We start from the raw sequence: 20,394 nt of genomic DNA on the forward strand, positions 1-20,394 counted from the left end.
CGGCGGTGCGCCTAACGGGCGAGAGTGCGGCGGCGGTGCTCCCTGGCCGGGGCGCGCTGGCGGCGGCGGGTTCCCCTGGCGGGGCTTCCCCGTAGAGGCACGATGGCGGCGGCGGACGCCTCGGCCTTACGCTGCTGCGCATGCAGAGACGGGTGATCGACGGCCGCTTCGAGCTGGTGGAGCGCCTCGGCGGAGGCGGCATGGGCCTGGTGTGGCGGGCCTGGGACGTCGCACTGCACCGCGAGGTCGCGCTCAAGGAAGTGCGCCCGCCCGACCCGTCGATCGACGAGCACGATCCCACGCACGCCCGCGAGCTGCGCGCCCGGGTGCTGCGCGAGGCGCGTGCCCTGGCCCGGCTCAACCATCCGCACGTCGTGACCATCCACCACATCGTGGATCCGGGCGAGCAGGGCTACCCGTGGATCGTCATGGAGCTGGTCACCGGCGGCTCGCTCCAGGAGCGCGTCCAGCGCGGTCCCATGCCCCCGGTGGAGGCGGCGCGGATCGGCCGGGAGGTGCTGTCGGCGTTACGCGCGGCCCACGCCGTCGGCATCCACCACCGTGACGTCAAACCCGCCAACGTGCTGCTGCACGCCGACGGCAGGTCCGTGCTCACCGACTTCGGCATCGCGGCCATGCGGGAGTCCACCAGCCTGACGTCCACGGGGGCGTTCATCGGCTCGCCCGAGTACATGGCGCCGGAGCGCATCAACGGCGTCGAGGGCGAGCCGGCCTCCGACCTGTGGTCGCTCGGCATGATGCTGTACGTCGCCGTCGAGGGCCGCCACCCGCTGCGCAGGAACACGGTGCTGGCCACGCTGGCCGCGGTGCTCAACCATGAGGTGCCGCCGCCGGAGCGGGCCGGGGCGCTGACGCCCGTGCTGACCGCGCTGCTCGTTCGCGACCCGGCCGCCCGTCCCGACGCCGAGACGCTCGACCGCATGCTCGCCGCGGCCCTGGACCCCGACGCCGCATCCCCGCTTCAGCCCGCGTCACCGCCCGAGCCGGGCCTGCGGCAGCCCCTCCCGCCGCCCGACAGCGATCATCCGCAGCCCTTCCCGCCGACCGGCCACGGCCATCCGCAGCCCCTGCCTCCTCCCGAGCCCAGCCAGGCGGCCTGGCCTCACGCCACGGGGCCGGGGCATGCCTTGGGGCCGGGGCACGTTGCAGGGCCGGGGCACGCCACGGGGCCTGGGCAGGTCACAGGGTCAGGGCACGCCTCGGGGTCAGGGCACGCCTCGGGGTCAGGGCACGCCTCGGGGTCAGGGCACGCCTCGGGGCCGGGACACGCCTCGGGGCCGGGGCAGGCGCACACCGTGCCGCCTGGCCACGCGCGCCCCCAGCAGCGGCCGTCGCCGGGCGGCGGGCCGGTGCCGCAGGCGGACACGCTGGCCCCGCGAGGCGCCGGGCAGCGCGGCAGGGGAGCGGCCGTGGCGGTCTCGCTCTCGGCCGTCGTGGTGGCCGGTGTGCTGGTGTGGCGGCTGCTGCCCGGCACGAACGAGGAGCCCGTACAGGACCCCACCCCGAGCCACCTGGCCCTCACCGCGCCGCCGTCCTGGACGCCGGCCCGAGCACGGCCGTCCCCAGCCGTACGGCCACCCCCACTCAGACGCCCACGCCGACGGCTCCGCGGAACATGCTGACCCCCGCCGCCATCCGCGAGATGCTCGCCAAGGCCAAGCCGGTCATCGGCGGCAGCAAGGTCGTCAAGATGTACGTGTACGAGCAGCACGCCTCCATCGAGGTGCCGACCAAGCACGACAAGGGCGTCTACGACACCTACGACTACCGCGACGGCCGGCTCGAAGAGCCCCGCATCGGCGGCGAGGTGAAGACGCCGCTGGTCGACCTCGACACGTTCGACTGGGACCGCCTGCCCGCCCTGCTCAAGCGGGCCGACAAGGACCTCGGCGTGCCCAACCCGACATCGCACCACATCATCGTGGACCCCGACTACGGCTTCACCTCGGTCAAGCAGGTGCTGCTCGTCTACGCCAGCGACGAGTACCACCGCACGGGCTACCTCGTGGCGACTCCGCAGGGCAAGGTCATCAAGCTGGTCCGCAACGAGTAGCAGGCCACGGGGACTGAGGCGGCCGGGCCGCGCGGCCGGGGGAGCGGGCCGTCGGGTCAGCAGATGTCGCGGTCAGCCGGCCTCCGGGATCAGGCGGGCCCACTCCTCGCGCGTCAGCGAGCCGCCCGCGCGTTCGCACACCGCCCGCGCCGTCAGCGCCGGATCGACGGGGAACTCGCGTACGGAGCCGTCCAGCGCCACGCCGCGCAGGTGGGTGCCGTCCTGGTTGAACGCGGGACCCGCCGCCCACGACCCGGCCTGGCCGACCTCGCGCAGCGTCGCGGTGTCCCACAGCGACGTACGGCCCGCGCTGACCGCCACCAGCTCGCCGTCCGGCGAGAAGCGCAGCTCGTCCACGGGGCCGCCGCCGGTCGTGATGGTGCCGATGGAGGTCCGCTCGCGGACGTTCCACAGCAGCACCCTGCCGCCTTCCAGCCCGAACGCCAGCCGGTCGCCGTCGGGCGAGAACGCCAGCGCGGTCGTCGCCGCGCCGTCGCCGGCCTCGGCGGCCTGATCGAGCGGGGTCACCTGCCCGGTGCGCAGGTCGAGCAGGCGGGTGCCGGTGGCGAGCGTCCTGCCGTCGGGGCTGAAGGCCAGCGCCAGGTCGCCCACGCCCTCGTACGCCCTGATCCGCCGCCCCGAGTGCACGTCCCACGTCTCCAGGAGACGGCCGCGCGCCGTGGCCAGCGTGCGGCCGTCGGGGGAGAGCGCCACGGCCGGAACGTCGCCGCCCGCCGCGATCGACGTCACCCGGCGGGCGCTCGGCACCTCCCATACCGTCACCGGGTCGCCCGCCACCGCGAGCAGCCGTCCGGTCGCGTCGAACGCCAGGTCGCCCGCGGCGGCGATGCGGCCGAGCGTCCTGTGGTTCTCGGCGTCGGTCAGCTCGATCCCGTTGCCCACCTCCTTGGCCGCGACCCTCCCGTTGCCGGAGAACGCGGCCACCTGCTCCTCGCCGGCCGGCGCCGGCAGGCCGGAGACGTCGAGCGAGACGACCGTGCCGACGCCGCTCAGGTAGTGCAGGGCGCGGCCGTCGGCGGAGAAGGCGAGGCCCCTGCCGGGGTCCTTGAGCGGGTAGGAGCCGGCGAGGCGGCGCTCGGCGACGTTCCACACGCGTACCTCGCCGTCGCCGGGCAGCGCGAGCAGGCGGCCGTCCGGGCTGAACACCAGCGGGCCCGCCGCCGTCGCGGGCGTCACCTCCAGGCCGTCCACGATCTCGACGCCCCAGGTGCCGTCCGCGCCCGTGCCGGGATCGCTGCTCTTGACCCGCTCCTTCTTCGCCTGCATGGCCCGCGCCACGACCCGCGCGGTCTCCGCCCGTACCTGCGCCTGCGCCTTCGCGCTCTCCGCCTGCGTCTTCGCGCCTTGCCGCACGGACGCGGCGTCCCGCGTCACCATGGTGTCCCGCGCGTTCGCGTCCGCGGGCTCAGGCCCCGACGCGGCGCCACGCGCTTCTCCGGCGGTACGTGCGTCCCCGGCGGTGCGAGCTTCCCCGGCGGCAGGCGCTGGTTCGGCAGCGCGCGCCGATGCCACGGCGTCCCGCGTCTCGCCGGGCTCCGCCACCGGCGGGGCGTTCACGGCCTTGGCGAGCGTCACGGTCCGCGCCCGCGCTGCGTCACCCGCGGGCGCGGCGTTGCGCCCACCGGTGTTCTGCCCGGCTCCCGCGTCGGGGCCGGACGGCCTCGCACGGTCGCCCCGCGCCCTCTTGTCCTCGGGTTTCGTGGCAGCGGTCTCGTCGGCAGTGCCCCCAGCGGTGCCCTCAGCGGTGCCCTCAGCAGGGCCCTCAGCAGGGCCCTCAGCGGGGTCCGTGCGCGTCACGTCCGGCGTGGGCGTCGCGGTGGGCCGGGAGGTCCCGGACGCCGGGACCTTGGTCGGCTCGGGCGAGGCGGTGGCCGATGGGGAGCCGCTCGGCGAGGGGGTGGGGAAGGGCCGCCGGGTGGAGGTGGTGGCGTGGCTGCGCGACGGGACGGGCTTCGGTGCGGCGATCCTGTCGCGCGACGCGACCGCCGGCCCGCGCGTCTCGGGCGCAGGGCGGAACGTCTCGCCCTTCCCCGAGGGTGTCTCGCCCTTCCCCGAGGGCACAGGGCGGGCCGTGGCGGGCGTGTCGGGCGCGGCGGGAGGAGCGGCCGTGGCGACCGGGCGCGGCGATGCGGCGTCCGTACGGGCGTCGGGGGCGGCCGGAGACGACGGCTGCGGAAGGGCGAGGAGCCCGGGACCGGGGGAGAACGGCGTGGTCGGCGACGGCAGGACCGGCAGGTCGGGCTCCTGCGTCGCGGTGCGGGCGGTGAGGGCGTCGGAGGCGTCCGTACGCCTGCCGCCCGTGCCCACCAGCGTGACCCCGTCGCGCCCGGCGACCGCGAGCGTGACGCCGTCGGGGCTGAAGGCGAGGGCCGGCGCGGCGGCCCCGGCGAGCGGAGCGACCTTCACCACCCCGGTGCGCACCCGCCTGGGCACCAGCTCCCACAGCTCCACCCGCCCGTCGAGGCCGGACAGCGCCGCGCGGGTGCCGTCGGGCGAGAGCGCCACCTTGCGATCGACCACGTCGAACAGCACGCGCGGCCCCCGGTAGACCCGGGTCCTGTTGCCGCGGCTGATCGTGAAGACCCCGTCGGCCGGCGGGTGGCCGGTCGCCACCTCGATGGGCCCGTCAGGTCCCTCGGCGAACCGCCCGTCGTCGCTCAGCCCGGCGCTCCCTGAAGGCATCGGGTAGGAGGCGACCCGCCGCCCGCCCGGCACGTCGTAGACGGTCACGGACGCGGTGTCCCACCGGACGAGCTCGTCGCCGCGCAGCAGGTAGTTGGCCCGCCCGTCCGCGCGCGGATCGGTGAACACGCCCAGCTCGGGCTGGACCAGCGACGCCTGCAGCGCGGCCCGCGCCTCAAAGACCGGCGACATCCGCCAGGCGGCCACGCTGAGCCGCATCGCGGTGCGGGGATCGGTGGTCCGCATCGCGTCGGCCCGCGCGGCGACGGCCCGCGCGCCGGCCTCGATGAGGCGGTCGCGCAGGTCGTTCTGCCCGTGGACGGTCACCACCGTCATGGTCACCGCGACCGCGACCACGGCGGCGACGGCCGACAGCGCGGGCACGAGCATCTTCCTGCGCTGCCTGGACAGCGCCACGCTGTCGCTGATGAAGTCGCGTTCGAGCTGGCTGAGCCGCACGTGGCGGCGCTTGGCCGCGGCCCAGCCGAGCGCGTCGGCGAGCTCGTCGCCGCGCAGCAGGTGGCTGCGGTCGCGCCGGTGCTCGGACCAGTGTCTGGCGGCCTCGCGGAGGTGGCGGTGCACGGCCATGCCGTCGCGTTCGTCGGCGACCCAGCCGCGCAGCCGGGGCCAGGCGCGGTAGAGGGCGGCGCTCGCGGGGGTGACGCGGTCGTCGCTGATCGCGACGAGCTTGCCGATGGCGGTCTGTGAGGGGGAACGCGGATGCTGCGGCGTACGAGGAGGCCCGCCGCCATGAGCGGAGCCAGCGCCTCGCCCTCGTCCTGCGGCCGGTCGCCGTCGAGCAGCCGCAGCAGCAGCCCCGGCACCTCTTCCTGCTGGCGCGGCGTGAGCGACAGGTACGCCTGTTCGGCCACCTCGCCCAGCGACGGCGTACGCACGAACGCCTCAGGCGGGCGCAGCTCGGTCTCGCTCTCGATGAGCAGCTCGGACGCGGCGGGCCGGTCGGCCGGATCCTTGGCCAGCGCCCGCTCCACGAGCCCGGCCAGCGGCTCGGGCAGGCAGCTCAGGTCGGGATCGACGGTCAGCAGCCGGTGCATGACGGCCCCCGGGCTGTCGCCGCCGAACGGGTCGCTGCCGGTGGCCGCGAACAGCACCACCGCGCCCCACGCGAACACGTCCGCGGGAGCCCCGGCCTCCTGCCCGGTCAGCACCTCGGGCGCCTGGTACGGGCACGTGCCGCCCGCCTGCGCCCCGGCCGCCAGCCCCAGCTCGATCACCCTGGGCCCGTCGTCGGCCAGCAGCACGCACTCGGGATTGAGCCCGGAATGAGTCAGCCCGGCCGCGTGCAGCGACCGCAGCGCCGTCGCCAGCGCGGCGGCCAGCGCGATCAGCTCGTCGCCGGAGTAGGGGCCGCCGTGCAGCCCGACGGCCTGGCGCAGGTCGGGGCCGTTGACGTATTCGCTGACCACGTACGGGATGCCGCCGTCGGACCCGACGGCCACCACTTGGGCGAGATGGCGGCAGGTCACCTGCTCGTAGCGGTGGCCGACCTCGCACCTGGGCACGGTGACGGCGAAGCGCCGCCCCTCGTCGTCATAGGCGTCGTAGACGACCCCGCGCCCACCCGCGCCAAGCCTGGCAGCCAGCCAATAGCCGCCAAGCTTCTCGGGGTCACCGGGCACCAAGCGCATCGTCACTGATGCTTAGATGCACGACACCGCCCATTGGTTGCCTCGAAGACGCCACAGGTCCCCCGCGCGCCTCGGGGGACCCATGCGTCATGATCATTATGCCAGGGTTCCGGCACGTGCCTGCCACTCCGGGCGGAGTATGGCCATCACGACCACGTCGTGCCATTCGCCCTCCCACAGCAGCGCGTCGCGTTCGACGCCCTCCATGACGAACCCCGCCTTCTCGTAGACGTGCCTGGCCCGCTCGTTGAAGTCGAACACCTCCAGCCGCACCCGGTGCAGCGGCGTCGTGCGGAACGCGTGGCCGAGCACCAGCTCGATGGCCTCGCTGCCGTAACCCTTGCCGAAGGCGCGCGCGCCGATCAGCGCGATGCGCAGGTTGCAGGACAGGTTGTCGGTGTCGAGCTCGTTGAGCACGACCTCGCCCACGAACGCGCCGTCCACCGTGATCGCCAGGTCGAGCCGGTCGGCGTGCCCCGCCCTGGTGGCGTACCAGGTGCGCAGGCTCTCCAGGTCGAAGCGGGCGCGCGAACCGGTGAGCCGGCGCACCTCCGGATCGGACACCAGCTCGAACAGGCCCTCGGCGTGCTCGGGCCCGACCGGGCACAGCGTCACCCGCTCGCCCTTCAGCGTGGGTTTCTCGGCGAACATCCTCGTTGGCTATCAGCCGCGATCATCACCGGGCAAGCCCATTTTGCTCAGCACCGCGTCGCGCACCTGCTCCGGGCTCATCACGCCGACGTCGCACATCAGGTCGGACACCTCGCGGAAATACCCCTCACGGCGGGCCCGCATGGCGGCCGGGTCATAGTCGGGGCGGTGGTCGCTGGTGTGCATGCGCTCGCGCAGCACCTCGTCGTCGGCGTCCACCCACACCACGAACGCCTTGCGCAGCGCCGCCCGCACCTCGGGGCTCTCCAGCGTGCTCGCCGCCGCCGCGATGACCTTGGGCGGTCCGGCCAGCTCGTCCAGCACGTGCTCCGCCTCGTACCGGTGCAGCGTCTCCTTGCCCTCGCGGGCCGCGATCGGCGCGGAGGTCGCCCCGTACTTGGCGAGGAGGTACTGGTCGCTGTCGGACAGGGGGAGCCCCAGCGCCTCGGCGATCAACCGACCGGAGGTCGACTTGCCCGAGCCCATCAGCCCGATCATCACGACGGGTTTGTTTTTCGACATGTGGATAGAGGTTCCTTCTTGTCAAGGAGGTAGATCAGATGACCATCGCCGGAAGCATCATCCTCATCATGCTCGGTGCGATCCTCACCTGGGCCGTCGAGTTCGACCTCGCCGGCCTCGACATCAACGTAGTCGGCGTCGTGCTCATGCTGGGCGGCCTGGTCGGGCTGGGGTTCGGCCTCTACCGCATCAGGGTCGCGCGGCGCGCGGTCGGCCCGATCGACGAGCCGGTCCACCGCCACGAGATCTACGAGGAGCCGCACGCCCGGCGTACCACCGTGTACGAGGACCGCCGCCGCTACGACGAGCCGCCCCTTTAACCGCCGCCCCTTCAGGAGGTGCAGCCCCATGCCAGGTGTTGACGAGCTGCCGTCGACCGTCAAGCGTTCTCCCAAGAAGGCGCAGGACACGTGGATCAAGGCCCACGACTCGGCCGTCAAGGAGTACGGCGAGGGACGCCGCGCGCACATGACCGCGTTCGCCGCGCTCAAGCACTCGTTCGAGAAGGTCGGCGACCACTGGGAGCCGAAGGCGAAGAAGGGCCCGTCCGACAAGGGCGCGACCGACCGCTCCGGCCGTACGGCCGAGGGCGTGGACGCCAACGCGAGCAAGACCCACCTGCAGGGCCTGGCCGCCAAGCTCGGCGTGCGCGGCCGGTCGAAGATGACCAAGCAGGAGCTCGTCACGGCCATCAAAAAGGCCAACAGGAGGGCCACGGCCAAGTCCCGCTGAGCGTCACCCGTACCGGCCTGCGCCGGCGGGCCGTTCCGGGCTTCCCGGCGACCAGCCGGGTGCCCAGGACGACAGGGCCGGCGAGGAGCGGCGGTCGGCCACCGCCGCGCATCGCCGGCCTTTCCGCATGCCCCGCGCCCTCCGTTCACCCGCCCTCCGCTTCCCGAGCCGCGCCCGGTGCTTCCGCGTGGCGGACGCGCGCCGCCCGTGGCCCCGGCAGCAGTCGCCCGCCGGTGGGGCCACGCGCTCCGAGTGACCGTCGCGTGGCGGTCCGGCGGTGATCGGCTTCTACGGTGGGCATCCGAACGGCGCTCGTCCCAACGCGCTTCCGCGTGGCGAGCAGGCGGGGTCAGAGCCGGGCGGCGGGAATCAGAGGAGGCGCTTGACGGCGTCCGCGATGGCGTGGCGGTCGATGCGGGCGTCGGCGAGCTGCTCCCGCGACGTCGCGGATCCGGGCAGATCACGTACGGCCAGCTTGATCACGCGCGGCCCCAGCTCGCTCACCGCGTCCGTCACGGCGTCGCCCAGCCCGCCCTCGATCCTGTGGTCCTCGACCGTGATGAGGTTCCCTGTGGTGGTGGCCGCCTCGGTCAGCGCGGCGGTGTCCACGGGCTTGATGGAGTACAGGTCGATGACGCCCACCGGGATGCCGTCCGCACGCAGGGAGCCGGCCGCCGCCAGCGCCTCGTGCACGGTCACCCCGGCCGCCACGATCGTGGCCCGGTCGCCGGCGGAGTGTCGCAGCACGCGTGAGCCGCCCACGGGGAAGCGCTCGCCCGGCTGGTAGATGACCGGCGTGGGCCCGCGCGTCGTACGCAGGTAGGACACGCCCTCCAGGTCGGCCATCTCCGCCAGCAGCGCCGCCGTCTGGTTGGCGTCGCAGGGATAGAGCACGGTGCTGCCGTGTACGGCGCGCAGCATGGCGAGGTCTTCCAGGCCCATCTGTGACGGCCCGTCCTGGCCGATCTCCACTCCGGCGTGCGAGCCGACGAGCCTGATCGAGGCTCCGCTCACCCCGGCCATCCTGATGAAGTCGTGCGCCCTGGTCAGGAACGCCGCGAACGTGGCCGCGTACGGCTTCCACCCCCGCACCTGAAGACCGACGGCGGCGGCGACGAGCTGCTGTTCGGCGATGTACATCTCGAAGAACCGCTCGGGGAACTCCTTGGCGAACGCCTCGGCCCTGGTGGAGTCGGCCACCTCGCCGTCCAGCGCCACCACGTCGCCCCTGGCCGCGCCGAGCGCCGCCAGCGCCGCCCCGTACGCGTCCCGGGTCGCCGCCTGCTCGCCCACCGGGTACGCGGGCAGCGCGAGCCCGTCGTCGCCGAACCTGAACGGCGCGGCATCCGTCTCCGGCGGGTGCACGGCGACGCGGACGTCCCGGATCCCGCCCAGCTCCTCCACGGCCTTGTCCGGGTCCTTCAGCGCCTTGCCGTGGGCGCCCTCGCGGTTCTCGGCCTCCAGCACGCCCTCGCCCTTGCGGGTCTTGGCCAGGATCACGGTGGGCCGCCGCCGGGTGTTCGCGGCGTCGGCGAGCGCGAAGTCGATCTGCCCGGGGTCGTGGCCGTCGATCTCGATGGTGTGCCAGCCGAACGCGCCGAACCTGCGGGCGTACGCGCCGATGTCCCAGCCGTGCCGGGTGGGCCCGCGCTGGCCGAGGCGGTTGATGTCCACGATCGCGGTCAGGTTCGCCAGGCCCTCGCTGCCCGCGTGCTCGGCCGCCTCCCAGATGGAGCCCTCCGCCAGCTCGCCGTCGCCGCACAGCACCCACACCCGGTACGGCAGGCGTTCCAGCCGCCCGGCCATCGCCACGCCGACCCCGATGGGCAGGCCCTGGCCGAGCGAGCCGGTGGCGACGTCCACCCAGGGCAGGCGCGGGGTCGGATGCCCTTCGAGCCGGCTGCCCCGCCGACGGAACGTCAGCAGCTCATCGTCATCGATCGCGCCCGCGGCCTTGTAGAGGGCGTAGAGGAGGGGAGAGGCGTGGCCCTTGGAGAAGATCAGGTGGTCGTTGGCGGGGTGGCCGGGCCGGTCGAAGTCGTAGCGCAGGTGGCAGGCGAACAGCACGGCCATGAGGTCGGCGGCCGACATCGACGAGGTGGGGTGGCCGGAGCCGGCCGCGGCGGCGGCCCGTACGGAGTCGACCCGGAGCTGCGCCGCCAGCTCGGCCAGATACTGAAGATCGCGCTCAGGCACGATGTCCTCCTCGTTGACGGGTTCCCGCCCGCCTACCCGGGCAGGAGCGGATAAGTCGGCTCCCGCCCGAGGCGGTCAGGGGCGGTCGGAGGCGGCCGGCCTGGCGTAGTCCGTCGGCGGTCGGAGGTGGCCTACCCGGTGCAGTCCGTCGGCGGTCGGAGGTGACCGGCCCGGTGCAGTCCGTCGGCGGTCAGAGGTGGCCGGCCTGGCGCAGCATGGCGGCGGTCGCCGCGGCGGCGCCGCCCATCGCCAGCGTGAGGAGGACGGGCGCGCGGTGCTGGGAGAGCCAGAGCTGGGGACTGCGCCCGTGTGAGCGGCGGTCGAACGTGCCGTGCGCACCGTAGTCGGTGTCCTCGTCGGCGGGCTCCCACAGGTTGGACACTCCGCTCGGCGCCTGCTCGCTGGTCTGCTGCGATTCGATGCCGGTCCGCGCGAGGTAGCGGTCGATCAGGGCGGGGGCGAGCCGCTGCGCGATGAGGGTGGCGACCGTGCTGGTGCCGACCCAGTACTCCTTGCGCTCGGGGTGCTCGGCCGCGTACACGAGGGCGCGCGCGGCCACCTCCGGCTGGTAGATCGGGGGTACGGGCTGGGGGTGCCGGCGCAGCTTGGACAGCACCCACTCGAACTGCGGGGTGTTGAGCGCGGGAAGCTGCACCAGGGTGATCTTGACGTTGCTCTGCTCGGCGAGCAGCTCCGTGCGCACCGACTCGGTGAAGCCCTTGACCGCGTGCTTCGCGCCGCAGTACGCCGACTGCAGGGGGATCGCCCGGTACGCCAGCGCTGCGCCGGCCTGGACGATCGCGCCCGCGTTGCGCGGGCGCATGAGGTCGAGCGCCACCTTGGTGCCCCAGACGTATCCGAGGTATGTCACGGCGGTGGCGCGTTCGAACTCCTCGGGGGAGATGTCAGTGAATTTCGCGAATACGGAGGAGAAGGCGGCGTTGATCCAGACGGAGATGGGGCCCAGCTCCTTCTCGATCCGCTCGGCCGCCTGCCGCACCTGCTCGTAATCCGATACGTCGGCCTCGTAGACCTGGCCCGTGCCGCCGCCGGTGCCGACGTCCACGGCCGCCGCGCCCAGCCCGGCGGTGCCGCGGGCGATCAGGGCCACCTTGGCACCCTGCGTGCCCAGCTCGCGGGCGACCGCCCGCCCCACCCCGCCGCTCGCGCCCGTCACCACGACCACCCGCCCGCGCAGTGGTGCCATGCCGGGATCAGCCCGCCTCTCCGTCTTGTCCGGAGCGCTGTTTCTGCCGTCGTACGGCCATGAGCAGGTCGATCACCGCGACGATCGCCGCGATGACCGCGATGACGGCCAGGACCCACGCCCGGGTCATGATTCCCAGCACCGTGAACGCGAACAGGAACACCAGCATGAAGGAGACGACTCTGATGTGCACCACGTCGCGGGGGGTGGCGGGCACCATGGCGTGACCTCTGCTGTCTCGTTCCTCGTGCCACTCACCTTTGTCAGACATGGGGCTTCCCCTGCCCGTGCCGTTTGCCGCCTAACGTCGGGGGTAGCCGCTTCGAGTGCCCGAGACGAAACCCCGTACAGAACCACCCGATGCCGAAGCCCTGGCAGCGGCCTTCGCGACCGCGCCACACAACGGGCCACACGGCAACGGGCCACACATCAACGGGCCAGACGGCAACGGGCCGGACGTCAACGGGCCGGACATCGAGCTGCATCCGAGCGACCAGAGCGAGCCGGGCATCACCCGGCGACGGCGCGGGCGCGGGTTCAGCTACCACGACTGCGACGGGCGGCCGGTGCGCGACCCGGAGGTGCTCGCCCGCATCAGGGCGCTCGCCATCCCACCGGCCTGGCGCGACGTGTGGATCTGCGCTTCACCCCATGGGCACCTGCAGGCCGTGGGCACCGACGCGGCGGGACGGCGGCAGTACCGCTACCACGACGTGTGGCGCGAGCAGCAGGACCGGGCCAAGTTCGACCGGGTGCTCGAGGTGGCCGAGCGGCTGCCGGCGTTCAGGAAGATCGTGGACGAGCAGCTCCAGGGACGCGGGCTGACCAGGGAACGGGTGCTGGCCACCGCCGCCCGGCTGCTCGACATCGGCTTCTTCCGCATCGGCGGGGAGAGCTACGACACCTACGGCCTGGCCACGCTCAGGATGGAGCACATCACCTGCTCGCGCGGCATGGTCACCTGCGCCTACCAGGCCAAGGGCGACATCCTGCGCGAGGTGGACGTCGCCGACCCCGGGGCGTGCAAGGTGCTGCGCGCGCTGAAGGCGCTGCGGGTGGACGGCGAGCTGCTGCGCTACCGGCGCGCCGACGGCTGGGGCGACATCAAGAGCGAGGACATCAACGAGTACCTGCGCGAGACCATCGGCCACGAGGTCACGGCCAAGGACTTCCGCACCTGGCACGCCACCGTGCTGGCGGCCGTGGGGCTGGCGGTGTCCGGGCCGGCCGGGCGCGAGAGCGTCACCCGCAAGAAGCAGGCCATCACCCGGGTGATGCGCGAGGTGTCGGAGTACCTGGGCAACACGCCGACCGTGGCCAGGGCGTCGTACGTGGACCCGAGAGTGATCGAGGCGTACGACCAGGAGCGGACGATCGCCGCGGTGCTCACCGAGCTGGGAGCGGACACCGACTTCGGCCAGCTCGCCACGGCGGGCCCGGTGGAACGGGCGGTTATCGACCTGATTCGTGCTGCTTGAGGCTGTTTGAGCGATTGGCGCTCGGGCATGCGGCGACAGAGAAGGGGGACGAGCGATGGAAGCTCCGCAGTACGTCGCGGCCCGTGTCCAGCAGGCGCTGGCCGAGGACGCCCGTACGACCGAGCTGGGAATCCGCGTCGACATCCGAGGTGATCAGCTCTTCCTGCGCGGCCAGGTCAGCGGGTGGGAGCAGCGCGACCGGCTCGGGCAGGTGGCCCACGAGGTCGCGCCCGACCTGCACCTGCACAACGAGATCAACGTCGTCGAGGCCGGCGAGCCGGGGGAGGATGAGCATCTTGACTGACCTGCGGATAGCCGCGGTAGGCGACATCCATCTGGGTGAAGACGTCAAGGGCCAGTACAGGAAGCGGCTGCGCGGCATCGAGGACCGCGCCGACGTCTTCATGCTCGCGGGCGACCTGACCAGGCACGGCACGCTGGAGGAAGGCCGGATCGTGGCCGACGAGCTGCGCGGCCTGCCCATCCCGGCGGTCGCCGTGCTCGGCAACCACGACTACCACTCCGACCTGGAGCGCGAGATCGCCGCCGAGCTGCGCGACGCGGGCGTCACCGTGCTCGACGACGACGGTGTGGTGCTGCAGTGCGGCGACAAGAAGCTGGGCGTCGTCGGCGGGAAGGGGTTCGGCGGCGGGTTCGCGGGCAAGTGCGCCAGCGAGTTCGGCGAGCGCGAGATCAAGGCGTTCGTCCACCACACCCGCCAGATCGCCGAGTCGTGGAAGATGGCGCTCAAGGAGATCGTCGCCGACTATCGCGTGGTGCTCTCCCACTACTCACCGATCAAGGAGACGCTGGAGGGCGAGCCGCCGGAGATCTACCCGTTTCTCGGCAGCTACCTGCTGGCCGAGGCCGTCGATACGGCGGGCGCCGACCTCATCCTGCACGGACACGCACACAAGGGCAGCGAGAAGGGCATGACGCCGGGCGGCATCCGGGTGCGCAACGTGGCGCTGCCGGTGCTCGGCCGGGCCTACTGCGTCTACTGCATCAATTGCGCGGAAGTCCACGAGTAAGACGTGCGGCGCTGAAAAACGCTCATTTCCTTGGAGAACCGGAGAACCGTAAAACCGCCGGGCCGCTCTCGGAGATCGGCCCGGTGGATGCGGGCAGGGAGACCGGGAGAACGGCTCCCTTAGACATGGAAGATGCTGACCCCACCGGGCCCGACCAGGAGTCCGAGGACGATGAGCACGATACCCCAGAGGATGTCGCGCCGGGCCAGGAGCACGTAGATCCCGGCGATGACGAGAATGACGGCGATGATCCAGAGCAATGTAGCCATGGGCCTGCACCTGCCCTCGGCGGGTGACTCATAACCTGTTTCTTACGCCGGCAAAGAAAACGGGAAATGCACCGCCGTTTTCGGCCCTGCTTAATACTCCAGCCGCATTTAGTGATCGATGATTCGTCGCTGTCGCTGGTAATGGCAGCGGCGGGCGCGGGCTTGATGCCGACGTCGCCACTGTGACCAGCGGATTCGATGACTGGCAGGGTGCCGGGGCTGGGCAAGATGAGCATGCAGACGCCGGATCTCGTTGACGGTAAGCGGGATCAGCTCGCCGGAATCGTCACCGTTCGCACCCTCAAGCTGTGATCGTCCCTGTCGGCAGGGCCCCCTGTGTGGCCAGGCCCGAGAAAGCCTCGCCCTGCTGAGCGCCCGTTGCGCCGGGTGGGCCGGCGGCGAGGAAAGCCAGGTGAGCGTGAGCGACCATGGCCAACGTGACGTGCCGATACCAGGCCAGGTGCTTGCGGACCTGGTAATGGTCCAGGCCGACCTCGTTCTTGGTGGCCTGGAAGCATTCCTCCACGCTCCACCGCGATCCCGCCACTCGCACCAGCTCCGGCAGCGCGACCGGGCCGGTGGCCCAGCAGGTGTAGAACGCCAGCTCGCCGGAATCAGTGATGGAGCGGCGGGCCAGCAGCCACTCGGCCGGGCCGAGCGGGATCCACGCCCAGTCGTAGTAGCGGTGGCCCTTGGCACCCTGGCCGCAGGAGTAACGCTGCCACGCCTGCTCCTCCAGCGCGGCGAAGACCTCATCGGCACGCATCTTCCGGCCGGCCAGCACGATCGGGTGGTCACAGGAGACAGCGAACACGTAGCTCAAACCCCGGCTGCGGCACCGCTCACGCAACACGGGGTTGTCGCCGTAGCCCTCATCCGCGGTGAGCCAGGCGAAGGTGAGCAGCGGATCGTCGGCGGCCCGCTCGATCATCCTCCAGGCCAGCTCCGGTTTGGTCGCGAACTCCACCTGCTCCGGGATGCCGGCGTCGGTGCGCCGCTCGGGTGCGGTGAACCAGGAAGCGGGCAGATACAGTTCCCGGTCGATCAGCACCCGTTGCCGGCCGGGGTGCAGGTAGGAGGCGAACACTCCGACCTGACAGTTGGTGATCTTTCCGGCCGTGCCGGTGTACTGGCGCTGCACCCCGGCCGAGCGGCGGCCCTTCTTCTCGAACCCGGTGTCGTCGACCACCAGCACCCCGTCCAGGCACCCGAGCCGCTCGGCGACCTGGGCCCGCAGTGCATCCCGGACCGCATCGACGTCCCAGCGGGCGTGGTTGAGCAGTCGTTGCATCCCGTCGGGTGTCGCGTCTCCGGCGAACTCGGCCAGGGACCAGCCGTTCTTGCGTTCCAGCGAACTCAGCAGGCCCAGCAGGTAACCACGCGCTCTGATCCGCGGCTCACGCCGGCCGAAGAACGGTGCCACTACCTGCGCGAACAGGTCATCGAACGCATCGGCCCATACACGCGGGTCGATTTCGGCTACCGTGGCTGCCACGGCCACCGCCGATCATCTGGATTCCACACACCCACATGATCACTGCGGTGGCCGTCTCACGTCTCAGCCTCGACCAGATCGAGATCTCGAAGTGCGGCTGGAGTATTAAACGCTCTGTCTTGAACGCCCTGTCTGAACGTCCTGTCTTGAACGCTCCGTTCGAACAGCGGTCATTCGGCGGACTTCATCAGTTTCGCGTACGCGAGCCGCAGCCAGCGGCCCGCCAGCGCCGCCACGGCGGCGGCCACGCCGACCGTCCCGCCGTACGCGCCGAGGAGTCCCGCGTAGCGCGCCAGCGGCCGATCCTGGCCGTTCGCATAGGTCTGCTCGGTCATTGCCAGGATTTCGGTCATAGCTCATCGGGCTACCCAGATACCCCTGTCCCCAACGTCTAGCCGACGATCGTTCGGGTAGCCGATGCGCATGGGCAGCCACAGCCACGCGGTCACCGACGCGATCCTCGACACGCTCAAGCGAGCCAGCTCGGGGCTCAAGGACGCCGGTGTCAAATTCGCGCTGGCCGGAGGCTGTGCCGCCTACGCGCGCGGCGCCGCGCCCTCACTGCACGACGTGGACTTCGTGCTGACCGAGCACGACGTGCCCGCCGCCCTGGAGGCGCTGCGCGGCATCGGCTTCCAGACCGCCAAGCCGCCGGAGGACTGGCTGGTCAAGGCGTACGACGAAGGGCGGCTCGTCGACCTGATCTTCCGGATCTCCGACATGCCGATCACCGACGAGCTGCTCGACCGGGCCGAGCCGCTGAAGGCGTCGGCGGTGATCGTGCCCGTGCTCCAGGCCACCGACCTGGTGATCTCCTGGCTGCTGCCGCTGTCGGAGCATGCCTGCGACTACGGCGCGCTGCTCGCGCAGGTGCGGGCGCTGCGCGAGCAGGTGGACTGGCCGCGGGTGGCCGCCGTCACCGAGACCTCGCCGTACGCGGCGACGTTCATCACCCTGCTGGAGCGCCTGGGCGTGCTCGACGGCCCGGTGATCCCCAAGGGCGAGTCCACGTGGCCGTGAGTCAGCGGCGGCGGCTTCCGTCCGAGACCCGCTTGAGAATGCGGTCCCACTCGGTGCCGAACGGGTTGTCCTGCACGAGGTAGGTCCACGTCGCCGACGGCCGCTTCAGGTCGGGCTCCGGCGCCTCGAACGACTCCAGCGAGCGCCGCTCCACCTCCGCCAGCAGCTTCTTGTACTCGGCCACCGCCTCGCGGTGGAACTCGTCGATCGGGCTCATCCGGCCGAGCGCCCGCAGGTGGATGCCCTCGCGCAGGTCGGTCAGGAACGCGAGATGCTCGGTCCAGCAGCTGTCGATCGCGTGCAGCACGATCTGCCGCGCCGTCTCGTCGCGGGTGTCCTCCGGCATCGCCGCCCACCGCTCGGGGTCGGCCTCGGCCAGCGCCTTGGAGGCGGCGTCGCCGTGCAGCACCTTGTCGCGCCACTCCAGGATCAGCTCGCGCTGGTGCTCCAGCAGCCGCGTGTAGCGCCACGTGTTGCGGTGGATCTCAAGGTTGACGCCCTCGGCGACGCGCTGCGCGTGGCCCACGATGTACGCCCCGCGCCGGTGCCTGATGATCCCGTCGGGATCGGGGGCGGGCGGGCGCTCGTCGGGCACGAACTGCGTGATCAGCGGGTCTTCCATGCTGACGAAGAACACCGAGCCGCCGGGGTCGCCCTGCCGCCCGGCCCGTCCGCGGAGCTGGTCGTCGAGCCGGCTGCTGGCGTGGCGGCCCGAGCCGATCACGTACAGGCCGCCCAGTTCGGCCACGCCCTCGCCGAGCCTGATGTCGGTGCCGCGGCCTGCCATCTGCGTGGAGACGGTGATCGCGCCGCGCTCGCCCGCCTTGGCGATGATCGCCGCCTCTTCGGCGTCGTTCTTGGCGTTGAGCACCACCGGCTCGAGGCCGCGCCGCTGCAGCAGCTTGGCGAGGTTCTCCGACTCGGCCACGTCGAGCGTGCCGATCAGGATCGGCCGCCCGGTCTCGTGGACCGCCTGGATCTCCTCCACCAGCGCCGCGTCCTTGTCGGGCACCGTCGGATAGATGCGGTCGGGCTCGTCCACCCGGATGCACGGCCGGTTGGGCGGGATCACCGCGACCTTCAGCCCGTAGAACTCGCCGAGCTGCTCGCTGACCGCCACCGCCGTGCCCGTCATGCCGCAGATCTGTGGATAGCGGCGGATCAGCCCCTGAACGGTGATCGAGTCGAGGATCTCGCCCTTCTCGCTCGGCGGCAGCGCCTCCTTTGCCTCGACCGCCGCCTGCAACCCGTCGGGCCAGCGCTGCAGCAGCGCCACCCGGCCCCGCGACGGGTTGATGAGCTGCACCTTGCCGTCGCGCACGATGTAGTCGACGTCGCGGGTCAGCAGCGCGTGGGCGTGCAGGGCGAGGTTGAGCTCGATCAGCGTGCCTGGCTCGTTCTCGTCGTAGAGGTCGACGCCCAGGATGTTCTCGACGCTGTCGGCGCCCTTCGGGGTCAGGTAGACGTTGCGCGCCTGCTCGTCGATCTCGTAGTGATAGCCGCGGACGAGCTGCCTGACCAGCGCCGCCATCTCCGGCACCGTGTTGCCGGCGTCGGCCGCCCCCGCCATCACCAGCGGCACCCTGGCCTCATCGACCAGCACCGAGTCGGCCTCGTCGATCAGCGCCACCTCGGGCTCGGGCACGATCAGCTCGCTCGCCTTCGTGCGCAGCCGGTCGCGCAGCACGTCGAAGCCGATCTCGCTGACCGGGCCGTACGTGACGTTCTTCGCGTACGCCTCGCGCCGCTCCTCGGGCGTGGAGTTCTGGTCGATCCAGCCCACGCTCACGCCCAGCGCCTCGTAGAACGGGCCCATCCACTCGGCGTCGCGCCTGGCGAGGTAGTCGTTGACGGAGATCACGTGGACGCGCTTGCCCTGCAACGCGTAACCGGCCGCCGCCATCGCACCGGAGAGCGTCTTGCCCTCGCCTGTGGCCATCTCGGCGACCTTGCCGTCGAGCAGCGCCAGCGTGCCCAGCAACTGCACGTCATAGGGCCGAAGGCCGAGCGTGCGGTCGGCGGTCTCACGGACGATCGCGCAGAACTCCGCGAGATCCCTCATATCGGGCACCGGCAGCTCGTGCATGCCGCGCAGCTCGTCTTCCCGCGCTCCGGCCGCCTTCACGATCTTCTGGTAGGGCGCGAGAGGGACGCCTCCCGGTCGGTCCAGGAGGTTCCTCAGTATTCCCTTTAGCGAGGCCACAGTTCCTCCAACGCGCGCTACGCCGACACCGTTCCCCCTGCCGCTCTGGGGGAACGGAGCGACGATTCGGCAAGCGCCGCCGTACCGGACCTTAACTCATCCGGCCGTCTGCGCCGTCACATCATGGCGCATCGGCCCGTGCGGCCAGCACGGCAACCGCCGCGAGCAGCAGCACGCAGCCCGACCATGCCAGCGGAGTGAGCCGCTCGCCGAACAGCACCACCCCCAGCAGCGCCGCGCCCACCGCCTCGCCGAGCGAGATGATCGACACGGTGGTGGCGCGCAGGGCGGTCAGCGCGCGGAAGAACAGCCCGTACGCCAGCGCCGTCGGCACCGCGCCCAGGTAGACGAGCAGCGCCGCCGACGTCCAGGTCAGCTCGGGCAGCGCGCCCTCCGCCAGCGCGAACGGCGCCAGGAACAGCGCGCCCACCACGAACCCGCCGATCGCCGCCGCCTCCGGGCCGCCGTCGTCGCGGTGACGCCGCGAGACCAGCGTCACCCCGGCGTACCCGGCGGCGGAGGCCAGCGCCAGCAGCACCCCGGCCACCGGGGACTGTCCGGTGCCCGCCGTCGCGGACTCGAACGTGAGCAGCACGAGCCCGGTCAGCGCCGCGGCCAGCGCGACCAGCGCCGTGCGTCCCAGGCGCTCGCGGAGCAGGAAGCGGCTGCCCAGGGCGGTGAAAATGGGGGTGGCGCCCATCGTCACCACGGTCGCCACCGCGACGCCGGAGTGCGCGATCGCGGCGAAGTACGCGGTCTGGTAGAGCGCCATCCCGGCCCCCACCACCACCGTCCGCCCCGTCATGTGCGGGCGGCTCGTGCCGCGGACGAGAACGAGCAGGCAGGCGGCGCCGATGATGTAGCGCCACAGTGATACGCCGACGGGACCCAGCCCGCCGGTCTGGAAGAGCAACGACCCGGCGGCGCCGCCGGTGCCCCAGGCGGTCGCGGCCACGGACGCGTAAAGGGCGCCCCGCCGGGCGGAGACATGCGTCATCGAAGAGTTCTCCGGAGGTGAAGATCGATCAAGGCCCGGTGAGCGGGCAGCGATCACCCCCGGATCGGTGACGACCCGGCGAAGGTCAGAAGACGCCGCCCGCTAGCGGGCGGGAGGCGGAGAACAGATCAGACGCCGATGCATGCCCCCTAAGATAACCGCTCCCC

19 protein-coding genes and 1 pseudogene are annotated in these 20,394 nt (G+C 72.1%); 8 read left to right on the forward strand and 12 right to left on the reverse strand.

The annotated features are described in order from the left end of the window. Positions 1-140: 140 nt before the first annotated feature. Both WBK31_RS01580 and WBK31_RS01585 read left to right on the forward strand, forming a co-directional pair. Positions 141-1,643 (forward strand): serine/threonine-protein kinase, encoded by a 1,503-nt coding sequence (locus tag WBK31_RS01580; protein ID WP_406674217.1) that lies wholly within the window; start codon positions 141-143, stop codon positions 1,641-1,643. Then, positions 1,637-2,074 carry a hypothetical protein gene (locus WBK31_RS01585; RefSeq protein ID WP_406674218.1) on the forward strand — a complete coding sequence of 146 codons (438 nt, stop codon included), beginning with the start codon at positions 1,637-1,639 and terminating at the stop codon, positions 2,072-2,074. Before WBK31_RS01580 ends, WBK31_RS01585 begins: the two co-directional genes overlap by 7 nt. A gap of 72 nt (positions 2,075-2,146) precedes the next feature. Here WBK31_RS01585 and WBK31_RS01590 read toward each other — a convergent pair whose 3' ends face one another. The 4 genes and pseudogenes from WBK31_RS01590 to WBK31_RS01605 all read right to left on the reverse strand — a co-directional run bounded on the left by WBK31_RS01590 (position 2,147) and on the right by WBK31_RS01605 (position 7,599). Next, complete coding sequence (locus WBK31_RS01590; protein ID WP_406675436.1) at positions 2,147-5,473, reverse strand: hypothetical protein; 3,327 nt, start codon at positions 5,471-5,473, stop codon at positions 2,147-2,149. 251 nt (positions 5,474-5,724) lie between these two features. After that, positions 5,725-6,426: pseudogene (locus tag WBK31_RS01595) on the reverse strand (protein kinase domain-containing protein); the annotation flags it as partial. A gap of 96 nt (positions 6,427-6,522) precedes the next feature. Continuing rightward, positions 6,523-7,077: a GNAT family protein gene (locus tag WBK31_RS01600; protein WP_364058668.1), complete on the reverse strand. Its 555-nt coding sequence runs from the start codon at positions 7,075-7,077 to the stop codon at positions 6,523-6,525. Positions 7,078-7,089: 12 nt separating this feature from the next. Further along, positions 7,090-7,599 carry a shikimate kinase gene (locus tag WBK31_RS01605; RefSeq protein ID WP_364058665.1) on the reverse strand — a complete coding sequence of 170 codons (510 nt, stop codon included), beginning with the start codon at positions 7,597-7,599 and terminating at the stop codon, positions 7,090-7,092. 38 nt (positions 7,600-7,637) lie between these two features. Here WBK31_RS01605 and WBK31_RS01610 point away from each other — a divergent pair, with 38 nt between their 5' ends. Next, positions 7,638-7,919 (forward strand): hypothetical protein, encoded by a 282-nt coding sequence (locus WBK31_RS01610; RefSeq protein WP_364058662.1) that lies wholly within the window; start codon positions 7,638-7,640, stop codon positions 7,917-7,919. Between the two features lie 28 nt (positions 7,920-7,947). Beyond that, positions 7,948-8,331, forward strand: coding sequence for a ChaB family protein (locus WBK31_RS01615; RefSeq protein WP_364058659.1), 384 nt, complete (start codon positions 7,948-7,950; stop codon positions 8,329-8,331). Positions 8,332-8,700: 369 nt separating this feature from the next. On the opposite strand, the gene WBK31_RS01620 is transcribed toward WBK31_RS01615, so the two are convergent. The 3 genes from WBK31_RS01620 to WBK31_RS01630 all read right to left on the reverse strand — a co-directional run bounded on the left by WBK31_RS01620 (position 8,701) and on the right by WBK31_RS01630 (position 12,005). Beyond that, positions 8,701-10,527, reverse strand: a complete 1,827-nt coding sequence (locus WBK31_RS01620) for a transketolase (RefSeq protein ID WP_364058656.1) — start codon at positions 10,525-10,527, stop codon at positions 8,701-8,703. A gap of 190 nt (positions 10,528-10,717) precedes the next feature. Next, on the reverse strand, positions 10,718-11,734 hold the full coding sequence (locus tag WBK31_RS01625) for an SDR family oxidoreductase (protein WP_378784951.1): 1,017 nt from the start codon (positions 11,732-11,734) through the stop codon (positions 10,718-10,720). A 7-nt stretch (positions 11,735-11,741) separates the two neighbouring features. Beyond that, positions 11,742-12,005, reverse strand: a complete 264-nt coding sequence (locus WBK31_RS01630) for a hypothetical protein (RefSeq protein ID WP_406674219.1) — start codon at positions 12,003-12,005, stop codon at positions 11,742-11,744. Between the two features lie 55 nt (positions 12,006-12,060). On the opposite strand from WBK31_RS01630, the gene WBK31_RS01635 reads away from it, so the two are divergent. From WBK31_RS01635 to WBK31_RS01645, 3 genes are read left to right on the forward strand one after another with little or no spacing between them, the layout of a single operon-like run. Further along, a complete protein-coding gene (locus WBK31_RS01635; RefSeq protein WP_406674220.1) occupies positions 12,061-13,212 on the forward strand; it encodes a DNA topoisomerase IB in 1,152 nt (383 codons plus the stop codon). A gap of 55 nt (positions 13,213-13,267) precedes the next feature. Then, complete coding sequence (locus WBK31_RS01640) at positions 13,268-13,516, forward strand: BON domain-containing protein (RefSeq protein ID WP_364058644.1); 249 nt, start codon at positions 13,268-13,270, stop codon at positions 13,514-13,516. Then, positions 13,500-14,243 carry a metallophosphoesterase gene (locus tag WBK31_RS01645; RefSeq protein WP_378784948.1) on the forward strand — a complete coding sequence of 248 codons (744 nt, stop codon included), beginning with the start codon at positions 13,500-13,502 and terminating at the stop codon, positions 14,241-14,243. Before WBK31_RS01640 ends, WBK31_RS01645 begins: the two co-directional genes overlap by 17 nt. A 119-nt stretch (positions 14,244-14,362) precedes the next feature. On the opposite strand, the gene WBK31_RS01650 is transcribed toward WBK31_RS01645, so the two are convergent. The 3 genes from WBK31_RS01650 to WBK31_RS01660 form a co-directional block, all read right to left on the reverse strand. Then, on the reverse strand, positions 14,363-14,512 hold the full coding sequence (locus WBK31_RS01650; RefSeq protein ID WP_364058638.1) for a GPGG-motif small membrane protein: 150 nt from the start codon (positions 14,510-14,512) through the stop codon (positions 14,363-14,365). A 301-nt stretch (positions 14,513-14,813) separates the two neighbouring features. Next, positions 14,814-15,950, reverse strand: a complete 1,137-nt coding sequence (locus WBK31_RS01655) for an IS701 family transposase (RefSeq protein ID WP_364070935.1) — start codon at positions 15,948-15,950, stop codon at positions 14,814-14,816. Positions 15,951-16,177: 227 nt separating this feature from the next. Beyond that, positions 16,178-16,360: a hypothetical protein gene (locus WBK31_RS01660; RefSeq protein WP_406674221.1), complete on the reverse strand. Its 183-nt coding sequence runs from the start codon at positions 16,358-16,360 to the stop codon at positions 16,178-16,180. A 70-nt stretch (positions 16,361-16,430) separates the two neighbouring features. On the opposite strand from WBK31_RS01660, the gene WBK31_RS01665 reads away from it, so the two are divergent. Continuing rightward, positions 16,431-17,027, forward strand: coding sequence for a nucleotidyltransferase (locus tag WBK31_RS01665; protein WP_364058632.1), 597 nt, complete (start codon positions 16,431-16,433; stop codon positions 17,025-17,027). 1 nt (position 17,028) lies between these two features. On the opposite strand, the gene secA2 is transcribed toward WBK31_RS01665, so the two are convergent. Then, a complete protein-coding gene (secA2, locus tag WBK31_RS01670; RefSeq protein WP_378784946.1) occupies positions 17,029-19,230 on the reverse strand; it encodes an accessory Sec system translocase SecA2 in 2,202 nt (733 codons plus the stop codon). 121 nt (positions 19,231-19,351) lie between these two features. Next, entirely contained in the window at positions 19,352-20,227 is an 876-nt protein-coding gene (locus WBK31_RS01675; RefSeq protein WP_364058629.1) for an EamA family transporter, read from the reverse strand. Positions 20,228-20,394 lie beyond the last annotated feature (167 nt).

The sequence above is a fragment of the Nonomuraea sp. N2-4H genome (assembly GCF_045291505.1).
Lineage (GTDB): Bacteria > Actinomycetota > Actinomycetes > Streptosporangiales > Streptosporangiaceae > Nonomuraea > Nonomuraea fastidiosa.

What these genes read in the sequence shown, in the direction of transcription:
- WBK31_RS01580 (WP_406674217.1), top strand. Translation starts at nt 141, where the DNA reads ATGCAGAGACGGGTGATCGACGGCCGCTTCGAGCTGGTGGAGCGCCTC.
- WBK31_RS01585 (WP_406674218.1), top strand. Translation starts at nt 1,637, where the DNA reads ATGCTGACCCCCGCCGCCATCCGCGAGATGCTCGCCAAGGCCAAGCCG.
- WBK31_RS01600 (WP_364058668.1), bottom strand. Translation starts at nt 7,077, where the DNA reads ATGTTCGCCGAGAAACCCACGCTGAAGGGCGAGCGGGTGACGCTGTGC.
- WBK31_RS01605 (WP_364058665.1), bottom strand. Translation starts at nt 7,599, where the DNA reads ATGTCGAAAAACAAACCCGTCGTGATGATCGGGCTGATGGGCTCGGGC.
- WBK31_RS01610 (WP_364058662.1), top strand. Translation starts at nt 7,638, where the DNA reads ATGACCATCGCCGGAAGCATCATCCTCATCATGCTCGGTGCGATCCTC.
- WBK31_RS01615 (WP_364058659.1), top strand. Translation starts at nt 7,948, where the DNA reads ATGCCAGGTGTTGACGAGCTGCCGTCGACCGTCAAGCGTTCTCCCAAG.
- WBK31_RS01625 (WP_378784951.1), bottom strand. Translation starts at nt 11,734, where the DNA reads ATGGCACCACTGCGCGGGCGGGTGGTCGTGGTGACGGGCGCGAGCGGC.
- WBK31_RS01630 (WP_406674219.1), bottom strand. Translation starts at nt 12,005, where the DNA reads ATGTCTGACAAAGGTGAGTGGCACGAGGAACGAGACAGCAGAGGTCAC.
- WBK31_RS01640 (WP_364058644.1), top strand. Translation starts at nt 13,268, where the DNA reads ATGGAAGCTCCGCAGTACGTCGCGGCCCGTGTCCAGCAGGCGCTGGCC.
- WBK31_RS01645 (WP_378784948.1), top strand. Translation starts at nt 13,500, where the DNA reads ATGAGCATCTTGACTGACCTGCGGATAGCCGCGGTAGGCGACATCCAT.
- WBK31_RS01650 (WP_364058638.1), bottom strand. Translation starts at nt 14,512, where the DNA reads ATGGCTACATTGCTCTGGATCATCGCCGTCATTCTCGTCATCGCCGGG.
- WBK31_RS01660 (WP_406674221.1), bottom strand. Translation starts at nt 16,360, where the DNA reads ATGACCGAAATCCTGGCAATGACCGAGCAGACCTATGCGAACGGCCAG.
- WBK31_RS01665 (WP_364058632.1), top strand. Translation starts at nt 16,431, where the DNA reads ATGGGCAGCCACAGCCACGCGGTCACCGACGCGATCCTCGACACGCTC.
- WBK31_RS01675 (WP_364058629.1), bottom strand. Translation starts at nt 20,227, where the DNA reads ATGACGCATGTCTCCGCCCGGCGGGGCGCCCTTTACGCGTCCGTGGCC.